The following is a 9,045-nucleotide window of genomic DNA, read 5'->3' as shown; positions in this document are numbered from 1 at the left end:
CGTTGGGCATCCCCTACGCGCACATGCTCGGGCATCGCGGGCTGACGCATTCGCTGGGGTTCGCGCTCGTCGTGGGCGTCATCGTCGTCTGGCTGGCCTTTCGGAGTGTGCCGCGCCTCTCGACGGCGTGGTGGGGGTTGGTGCTCTACTTCTCCCTGGTCACGGCCTCGCATGGTCTCCTCGATGCGGTCACCGACGGCGGCCTGGGAGTGGCGTTCTTCGCCCCGTTCGATGGAACGAGGCATTTCTTCCCCTGGCGTCCGCTCCGCGTCTCGCCCATCGCGGGGTGCGAGGACCCGTTGGTCGCGATGCAGCGCGGCAGCGCCATCGTCACGGGAACCGCGCTCGGCGCGTCGTCGACCAACGGCGAGTGGGCACAGGCATCAGGCGTGGTGCTGGGCCGGCTGCTCCACGCCGCCGCAGTGGGGAACCGCCCGATCGAGGAACTCTACAACTGGGGCACGAGCCCGGTCCTCGCGCGCAAGTCGGCTGTGTCGATCCTGCGCACCGACGGCGCATCGGGCTGGGGAGACAATCTCGAGGCGACGCTGGCCGGCGACGACAAGCTCGTCTCTTCGATCTGGTTCGGCGTGCAGGGCGCCGTCGCTCCCCTCGCGGTGCCGAAGATCCGCGACGCCCTCACCCCAAGGCCGGGCGACCCGGTGTTCGATCCCGAGGAGTTCCTCGCGGGCGCGAACACGCTCTACCTCGTCGGTTCTCGGTCCGGCGCCTCGGCGATGGGCGGATTCCTCGGCGCCCTGCTCGACGACATCGTCGAGGTGGCCCGCCTGCAGGCACTCGCGTCGCCGGGCTCACGGCTTCAGCATCCGCTCGGTCTGATCCTCGACGAGATCGCGAACATGTTCCGCTGGGGCAACCTGCCGCAGATCATGGCCGACGGCGGGGGCCGCGGCATCTGCACCTTCGTCGTGCTGCAGGCCCTGTCGCAGGCCGAGACGTCGTGGTCGCGCGCCGAAGCAGACACCATCTGGGCTGCGGCGACCGCGAAGGTCCTGCTGGGCGGAGCGTCGCACGTAGGCCACCTGCGCGACGTCGAGGCGCTGCTCGGGACCCGTCAGACCAAGCGCACCCAGCGTTCCTGGTCCACGCGCGAGTCCGGCCACTCGACCAGCGAGCAGCACGAGCGGCTCCCGCTCATGTCGGTGGACGAGATCCGACGGATGCCGCAGAACGTCGGTCTGCTTGCCTATCGCAACCGTCGAGGGGTGCTGCTGGACCTCGCCGGCTGGGACGCGCGGCGCGACGCACGCGAGATCCAGAGCGCCAAGCGCGCGACCGAGCAGGACCAGCAGACAGTGTTCACCGAGACCCGCCGGCCCGCACCGCGGCCGGTCGTCGAGCCCGAGCCGGAGGCCGCGCCCGAGGCGGTGAAGGAGGAGTGAGCAATCGCCGCAAGCCCCGAGCCTCGAACGCATACCGCTCGGAGTTCCTGTCCTCCCCCGCGTGGTTCGCCCGGCGTGCGCGGTGGTTCCGCAAGCAGGAGCGTCTCGGCCGCTCACTTGCGTGTGCCGGATGCGCGTGGCCGGCCACGCGCGATCAGCTCGAGTTGCACCACCTCGACTACCGCGGGGTCCGGTTCATCGTGGGGTCGTGGTGGGGGTTCGACCGCCACGACGACCTCGTGCCGATGCATCCGTATTGTCATGGTCTGCTCCACCAGGTGATCGACCGCGACCGAGTGCTGTCGCACCATCGTGGTCGACGGGTCGCGTCGGCGATGGCGCTGGGGATTCTTCAGAGGCGGATGCGCGAACTCAGGGAGACGTCATGAACGAGCGCGAGCGAACGCCGGAGGAGATCGAGGAGGAGCTCTCGGCGCAGCTGTCGGGCCCGCCGATCCTCACCCATCCGACCGAGCCGGCGGGCGTGCCGCCCGTGGATTGGCGCCACCTGTCAGCGGACGAGTCGCGCATCGCCTGGGGTGCACTACGCAAATGGGTGGAGTGGTTCACGGTGCGCTACAGCGTGCCGATCAGCGTCGTGCCGGCGTGTTGGTGGAAGCACGGCGCGCTCGTCGAGGAACTCTCGGCGCTCCACAACTTCCATCAGGCGTCGTTCGACAAGAACGACTCGGGATACGGCCCGCTCGAGTGGCACGAGCGGCTCGCGCAGGCGCAGCCCAGGCTGCAGCGTGCCGGGTCGGGCTGCACCAGTGGGCACTACGAGCTGAAGCCGCGGTCGTGGGTCGGAGAGACCGACGAGGCGGAGTGGGACGCGTGGATCGACCAGAACCACGCCAACTGAGGCACGCGCTGCCTCCTGAATGGAAGGAAGAAGCATGACAACCAGAATCCCGGTCACCATCGAGGGCAACCTCACCGGCGACCCCGAGTACGGCGCGAGCGAGTCGGGCAACGAGTACGCCCGATTCAGCGTGGCCGTCAACGACCGCCGTCTCAACGAGACCACCGGACGCTGGGAGGACGCGGGCACGGTGTTCCATCGCGTCGTCGTGTTCAACCAGCAGGCCCGCAATGTGGCAACGTCGCTCCGCAAGGGCGACACCGTCATCGTCGGCGGCGACCTCCGGTTCGGCACCTACACCGACAAGGAGGCCGGCCAGACCCGCGAGACGCGAGACATCGTCGCGGACAACGTCGGGGCATCCCTGAAGTACGCACCGGTCGCCGTCGAGCGCGCCCCAAAAGCTAGCGGCCCAGCCGCGCGCAGGGCGCCGTCTGGGCCGTCAGCCGAGCCGGTCTCGTCCACCGGCGTCGGGATCACTCGCTGACCCATCGCAACAGGAGAGCGGCGTGGGAGTCACTGTACTCCCACGCCGCTCTCGTGTCCGCTCGAACTCATCCGCCCGAACAGCACATCGCCATTGTCCGGCGGGTCAAGGATGAACGATGACTGGAGCGCCAGCAGCATGTTTCCCGCAACTCTGGCTCTTCGGGCTCGCAGGTCATGTTCACGGTCCCGCTCCCGCTGCTCCTGGTCGTCGATCTCGCGCGAGCATCCAGCGTCGTGTTTGCTGCCTTCGCGTCGTTGTTCGCGGCGATCACCACGCCAGCGCCACAGCAGCCACCAGTCGAATGCGATGGGCGCGGTCGTTGTAGCAATAGTGATCGTCACACGGCCAGCCGGTCGGCCGCGCTCGATCAGAGCATGCACCGGCATGCGGCGGACTGGGGCTGTCCCAAGGTGAGACAGCCCCAGCCTCATTACGCGGCGACCGCGTCCTCGTCGTCGTCGCGCGTGAACCGCTCGTCGACGAACGCCTTGAACAGCGCCAGCAGGTTCTCGTCATTCTCGAACGCGCGGAGCGTGGCCGCGAGGATCGTGTCGCGGCCCGGCTCGAGGCCCGGCTGCTTGCGCATATCCATCTTGCGCGTCTTGAGCAGCTTGCCGTCCTTCGACAGGACCGCGTGCTCCATCTGAGCGAACGAGAGCACCGTCGTGTCGTAGTACCGCACGGCGGACATCAGCAGCGTGGGCCGAGCCCAGCCGGTGGGCACGAGCAGGAGCACCTTGCCGTCAGCGACCGGAAGAGTGAACTCGGCCTCGCCCCACTCGCAAGAGTCCGGATTCCACACCTGCCTGCGGACAGTCTCGAGAGTATGCCCGTTGGCCGAGAACTCCTGGTGCGTCGCCACCACATGCTCAGTGAAGCGAGCCAGCGGGCCGAACATGATCCGCGTGGTGACGTCGCTCGTGATGTCCTTGTCCACGCCATCCACGAACAGCGGCAGATCCTCCAGCTGGTGGAGGATGAGCACCCGCACCAGCGGTTCGACGCTCCCCGTCAGGGCTTCCCAGATCGACGTGCCGACGAGCATTGCCCCCCCGTGGCCGTGGAAGCCCGCCTCCGACATGCCGAGTCGGGTCTCCCACGGCTCGACGAACCGCTGAAGCAGCGCCTCGCCGCGCCTCAGCGCCGGCGGGGAGCCATCGAAGATGCACCCAGTCACCGTGTCGAGGAACGTGTCGGCGCACCGCACCGCGTCCGCCGCGAACGGCTGCGGGTGCTCCATGAGCCTCACCGCACGGGGATCGAGGTACAGCCGGTTGTCGGCGTCTACCTGGACATTGATGAAGGGCACAGGGCCCGCGATGGAGTAGAACTCCGTGATTGAGACCATTTCGGTCTCCTTTCGTGATCGTGACACGAGAGAATTCACGGGTTCACCTTCCGGACCTTCCGGTAAGATATAGGCGACACCACGTCGCCACCGTGCTTCTCGTATCGGTGTATCTGGCCCGATCCGTTGCCGCGGATTCGGGCCAGAAGTCTCTGATGGCTACGTCATTCGCCCTCGCTCAGTCGCCACTGGCCGCGAGCGATGTTCGTGACCCGTCCAGTCCTGTTGAGATAGGCGAGCGCCGCACCGATCGCATCTCGGGTATCGTCGCGGCCACGTTCGTGAAGGAAAGCCTCGATGTGCGCTGGCGTTGCAGACACCTCGGTCTTGCTGATGACCCTCACTGCTGTCTCGACGGCGTCCGAGCGTGACTGCTTCCTCAGATCGTCCTCCAGAGGGAAGAGCTCCGGTTCATCACCGGGTTGAGGCTGGGGGAGGTGAGCGCCCGCAGTGTCAGGGAACCGGCGGGCCAGAGCCAGCCTGTACCCCTGCTCTTCCTGCTCCAGAGAGGCGATCGTGGCCTCAAGCTGCTGGAGCTCCTTGCGCAGTCGGTCGACCTCTTGCTGAGTTTCCGCGCGCACGGCGGCAGCGCTCTGGATTAGCTCGAGGAACGTGTCCGGTGTGATGCTCATGGTTCGACCTCCAGATTCCATGATATCACACATCCCACAGGGGGGTCATAGTCAGGGAATTCTGTGGCACACAATTCAGCGATGGTGGCGATGAGCTAATGCCTGACTACCACATCTTCCCTATGCGGCTCAAAGTCTGGGGTTACGACTACTGGGTTTGCTATCGAGCCTTGGCCAAGCCGCAGCTGAGCGGCGCTGCACGCCTCGTGCGCGCGTCCCCAGAGGGCTCTGGCGAGACAACGGAGCACTGGGGGGGAGGACTCAGGCACGCACTTCCGGGAGCGCGGAGTGTGGAGTCACGCACTCCCGCTCTTCGCGCTCCCTGATCTGCCAGTCAGCGCTCGAGCCCGTTGTCAGACGCCGGGCCGCGCACAACGCTCGCACCCTGAATCGGACGGGAGCGGTCCACGCGGGCGCCCACAGTCCCGATCTCGGCGCGCCCGACGCGCACCGAGTACTGATGGTTGACCAGCTGGTAGCGGGCGAGCAGACGTTCCTTGGCGTCGTCCAGATCAGCCGACGTGTTTGCCGCACCTCCACGCCCGTGCGCTCTCGCAGCGGCATCCGCCTCCCGCTGGTCGATGTCGAGCAGTGTCCGCGCGGCCTGGGAGAGCCAGTCGCGCTGCGCCTCGAGCGGGGACGCTGGCTGAGGCCCAGGATCGCGGGCGGCTCGACCGAGTTCGACTCGCGCCGCGCGCCTGGAGTCGTCGATGCTGACTTCCTGCGACCCGCGCATCATGCTCGCCGCGACTTGGTCGCGGGCGACGGCAGGTGTTCTTGCGATCGCGATCGCCTCGTTGTGCACGCGTCCCCGCGTCATCCCGACGTACAGGCCGGATGCATCCACGCCGGGCCCGACGACGGATGCATCCGTCGTCTCGCCTTGGATTCCGTGCACGGTCGAGGCGTAGGCGAGATGCACGTGATCGGCGGCATACTCCAGCGACACTCGGCGTCGGTCCCCACTGTCTCCAAGCGCGACCAGTTCGACGTCCGATCCACTAATTCGCCGGATGGTCCACAGCGCGCGGTTCTCGACATCCGCGTCGCGGTCATTGCGGCGGGTCTGCACCACATCGCCCTCGAGCAGCCGTTGCTCCCCCTGCCCGATGGCGAGGCGCTGCTCGCGCAGCTGTCCCATCTCCACACGGCGCTCCTGGATCGCCTCATTGATGGCGTCGGCCTCCTCGTTCGTGCTCGTGACCAGCGCGACTCGTGCGCGGGTGGCCGCCCAGCGGAAGTAGGACTCGACCATCACGTCGCGCGCTTGCGCGGCATCCGCGACTCGGTGGATCGATCCCCGCTCGTCGAGTTGGCCAGCAACTGCGAGCGCTTCGTCGTGGCTGCCAGGCTCGCGCATGCACAGCGTCAGTTCGGCATATTCGGGGTTGCGGAACCGATGCACCGCAGTCAGCTCGACGACGCTCGTCGCGCGCCGCGTCATGCACGCCATGGCGCCGGCATGCCCGACCGGCATCGCCTGCAGGTGGTCACCCACCATCGCGATGCCCGCGCCGGTCTCCGCCGCGACGACCGCGAGCGCATTCGCTGTGTGGAGGTCGACCATGCCGGCTTCGTCGACGACGACCCGGTCGCCCGGCCGCAGGAGGAACCGGCGCGGGCCCGTAAAGACCGCGCCGGTGCGGGCGTCGGTCTCACCGACTTCGAGCCGCGTCCAGATCTCGCCGCCCGCTTCATCCCGACCCCAGCGCCAGCCGTAGTCGGCGAGAAGCGCATGCAAGCTGAGTGCGGTCGCCCCGATCTCGCGGGCCGCCACCGAGGCCGCCTTCTTGGTCGGTGCGACCAGCACGAGGTGGCGCCCCTGCCGTTCGAGTGCAGTGCGGGCGACGCGGAGCATCGTCGTCTTGCCGGCGCCCGCCGGCCCGGTCACCGACACGAGGCGATCTGTGCCGGCGATTGCCGCCGCAGCATCCGACTGGCCCTCGTCGAGAGTGACGTCGCGAGGCAGAGTCTCTCGCGAGATGTCGACGATGTCTTCGTGGCGGACCCGTTCCCCGGTGCGCGTGAGCATGTCGTAGCGCGCTGCGAGCTCAACTTTCAGCCCCACGGTTGAGGCGGCCATGTACCCCTTGATGTGACCGGGCCGGTCGCCTTCCTGCTCGAGCAGATCGACCGTGTGTACGAGGCCCCGCGCGACGACGTCATCGATGAGCTCCTGCATGTTCTCGCGGGGAGCGACGATTCCGGATGCCGCGACAGCCCTCGTCGCGCCGGCTCGCAGGTCGTAGTTGCTGAACCTTCCCCCGCACGCCGTGGATCGTGAGTCGGCATCCACGATCGCCCGGGCGGCGAGCAGATCCCGATCCACATTCTCGATCGCCGTCGCGCGCGTTCTCGTCGGCGGGCGCGCGATCAGAAGGGCGGGGTCGACCGCTCGGAGCTCATCGCGAATGAGCAGCTCCCACTCCTCCTCGTCCACAACGCCCGGCTTGTTTGGGCGGTTCTTCGCCCACGCCAGTCGGTCGATCTGCTGGAGGACGTCGTGGTCGGGCTCCTGACTTGGGTGCTCCGATCGCCAGCCGAGCAGCAGCTTCGCACGGTTCGCCTCGATCTGGTTGGAGCGGCGCGAGAGCGGACGTACGGCGGATGCGAGTTCGGCGATCTCTCCTTCGCCGTCGAGCGTGTACCCGTTGCGGGCGAGAGCTTCGAGCCACTCCGGGTCCGTACGCGCAGCCAACTCGCCCTCGGCGTTGATGAGCGTGTGCAGCTTCATCGCGACGCGGGAGTCGACGTTCGACCACTTTCCGTCCTCGCCAAGCACCTTGACGCTCAGCCACAGGTGTCGGTGGATGTGCGGGTCGAGAGCCCGCGATCTGCGGTGCTGAAGCTCGACGACTTCGATGCGATGGAGGCGCTCCCGGATGCTGCCGCCGGCGCCCCGTCGAGCATTCAGCTCACGCTGCCAGGTCGTGATGATCCGGGTGCGCAGCCGATCCTGAAGAGCCTCGAACTCGGATGCAAGGTCGTCGTTGATCAGCGCAGCGATGCTGTATGACTTCGGTGCGTTGATGGTGCCGTCCAGGATCAGGTCGGCGTGCGGAGATCGCAACTCGCGACCGCGTGGCGCGTCGGTGCGCGGATCGTGTCCGTCGACCCATCGCCGGAGTTCCTCCGCATCGAGCCCATCAGTCGCGATCCCACCCTGTTCAACCGTGTATCGCGTCACTCGCGCAGAGCCGCTGTCGGCGTAGGCGGCGAGGGCTTCGACGCCGGTCACGCTCCGAAGGTGCGAGTCGCAGCTGCCCTTGAATGCATACGCCATCGCCTGTCGAACCCCTGCCGATTCGACGCCCCTCTTCCAGCGTTCGAGGCCCCCGCGCATGGGCCCAGGGTACGCCGCTTCTGTCTAAGTTACGAGTGCTTACACAGAAGTGCCTGCGTGCATCGCTCTTGGTTGGCTATCGAAGCGAACTGCTCGTCAGACGAATCCCTCGTCTACGAGAGTGGTTCGCGTCGGGGTGATGACGTAGGCGCGGCCGGAGCCACCGATCACTCGGCTCCAGCTCTCGACGTGGAGACGATTGCGGTACAGCTCGACGGCGAAGCCGCCGTACATGCCGGGGATTGGGAACCAGACGCTCGCGCCTGACCCCGCGATACCGGTGACGTCGAGGTGGCGAATGTTTGTCCCCTCGTCGACTACCTCACGCGCAGCCGAATTGACCAGCTCGGCCAATCGCTCACTCATTGCCGCGAGGTCGTCCGCGCCGATCGGTTGCGAGAACGTCGGCGCGAGCACCTCGCGAAGGTGATCGTGGCCGCGCGAGGTCGCGAGGTCGAGCGGACTGTGGCCGGAAGCCTCGCGGAGCGTGCGCCACGCGCCGCGATCGACGAGACCCTGCGCAACGTCGGTTGGCGCTCCGAGCCAAGCGACCTGATGCAGAGGCGAGTACCAACTGGCGCCTCCCACTCGCCAGTCGTTCGCGCCCGGCGTGAATGATTCGATTGCACCGTCGAGAATCGCAAACATGGCGGGCCAGTCGCCGCGCTTCGCTACGTCGGCGAGCCGGTCACGCGCGGCAACGTACTCCGGATTGAAGCTCTTCCGGGCCAGCAGCACACCGGGCCACTCGACACTCTTCATGGATCTCCACTCTTCGCGACACTTGAGCCCCATTCGGCAGACGATCGCGATTCCTCCGCTGGTGCTAGGGCGTGTTGATCAAGAGGTTCCGCTCCTCGGTGGGTGAGTCTTGAACGGTGACGCGACAGGAGATCTCTGACGAGGTGTGGGCCGTGATGGAGCCGTTGATGCCGACGGTGACCGGTCGGTCGCGGCCGTGGACGGA

At 67.3% G+C, this 9,045-nt stretch carries 9 protein-coding genes; 4 read left to right on the top strand and 5 right to left on the bottom strand.

Annotated elements, in window-relative coordinates; genetic code table 11:
- From Q1V87_RS08095 to Q1V87_RS08080, 4 genes are all read left to right on the top strand, one after another.
- Positions 1–1,403 (top strand): TraM recognition domain-containing protein (locus Q1V87_RS08095; RefSeq protein WP_300591644.1); only part of this gene is annotated, 1,403 nt, incomplete at its 5' end.
- Positions 1,400–1,792: a hypothetical protein gene (locus Q1V87_RS08090; protein ID WP_300591643.1), complete on the top strand. Its 393-nt coding sequence runs from the start codon at positions 1,400–1,402 to the stop codon at positions 1,790–1,792. The genes Q1V87_RS08095 and Q1V87_RS08090, both read left to right, overlap by 4 nt.
- Positions 1,789–2,265: a hypothetical protein gene (locus tag Q1V87_RS08085; protein WP_300591642.1), complete on the top strand. Its 477-nt coding sequence runs from the start codon at positions 1,789–1,791 to the stop codon at positions 2,263–2,265. Before Q1V87_RS08090 ends, Q1V87_RS08085 begins: the two co-directional genes overlap by 4 nt.
- A gap of 34 nt (positions 2,266–2,299) precedes the next feature.
- A complete protein-coding gene (locus Q1V87_RS08080; protein WP_300591641.1) occupies positions 2,300–2,752 on the top strand; it encodes a single-stranded DNA-binding protein in 453 nt (150 codons plus the stop codon).
- 29 nt (positions 2,753–2,781) lie between these two features.
- On the opposite strand, the gene Q1V87_RS08075 is transcribed toward Q1V87_RS08080, so the two are convergent.
- The 5 genes from Q1V87_RS08075 to Q1V87_RS08055 all read right to left on the bottom strand — a co-directional run bounded on the left by Q1V87_RS08075 (position 2,782) and on the right by Q1V87_RS08055 (position 8,840).
- Entirely contained in the window at positions 2,782–3,096 is a 315-nt protein-coding gene (locus tag Q1V87_RS08075; protein WP_300591640.1) for a hypothetical protein, read from the bottom strand.
- Positions 3,097–3,185: 89 nt separating this feature from the next.
- The gene (locus tag Q1V87_RS08070; RefSeq protein ID WP_300591639.1) at positions 3,186–4,103 is read right to left on the bottom strand and encodes a hypothetical protein; all 918 of its coding nucleotides are present in this window, start codon (positions 4,101–4,103) and stop codon (positions 3,186–3,188) included.
- A gap of 164 nt (positions 4,104–4,267) precedes the next feature.
- Entirely contained in the window at positions 4,268–4,735 is a 468-nt protein-coding gene (locus tag Q1V87_RS08065) for a hypothetical protein (RefSeq protein ID WP_300591638.1), read from the bottom strand.
- Between the two features lie 334 nt (positions 4,736–5,069).
- A complete protein-coding gene (locus Q1V87_RS08060) occupies positions 5,070–7,973 on the bottom strand; it encodes an AAA family ATPase (protein WP_300591637.1) in 2,904 nt (967 codons plus the stop codon).
- 201 nt (positions 7,974–8,174) lie between these two features.
- On the bottom strand, positions 8,175–8,840 hold the full coding sequence (locus Q1V87_RS08055; RefSeq protein WP_300591636.1) for a hypothetical protein: 666 nt from the start codon (positions 8,838–8,840) through the stop codon (positions 8,175–8,177).
- Positions 8,841–9,045: the final 205 nt, after the last annotated feature.

The sequence above is a fragment of the Microbacterium sp. genome (genome assembly GCF_030149085.1).
Lineage (GTDB): Bacteria > Actinomycetota > Actinomycetes > Actinomycetales > Microbacteriaceae > Microbacterium.
This window is presented reverse-complemented; position numbering and strand designations above follow the sequence as displayed.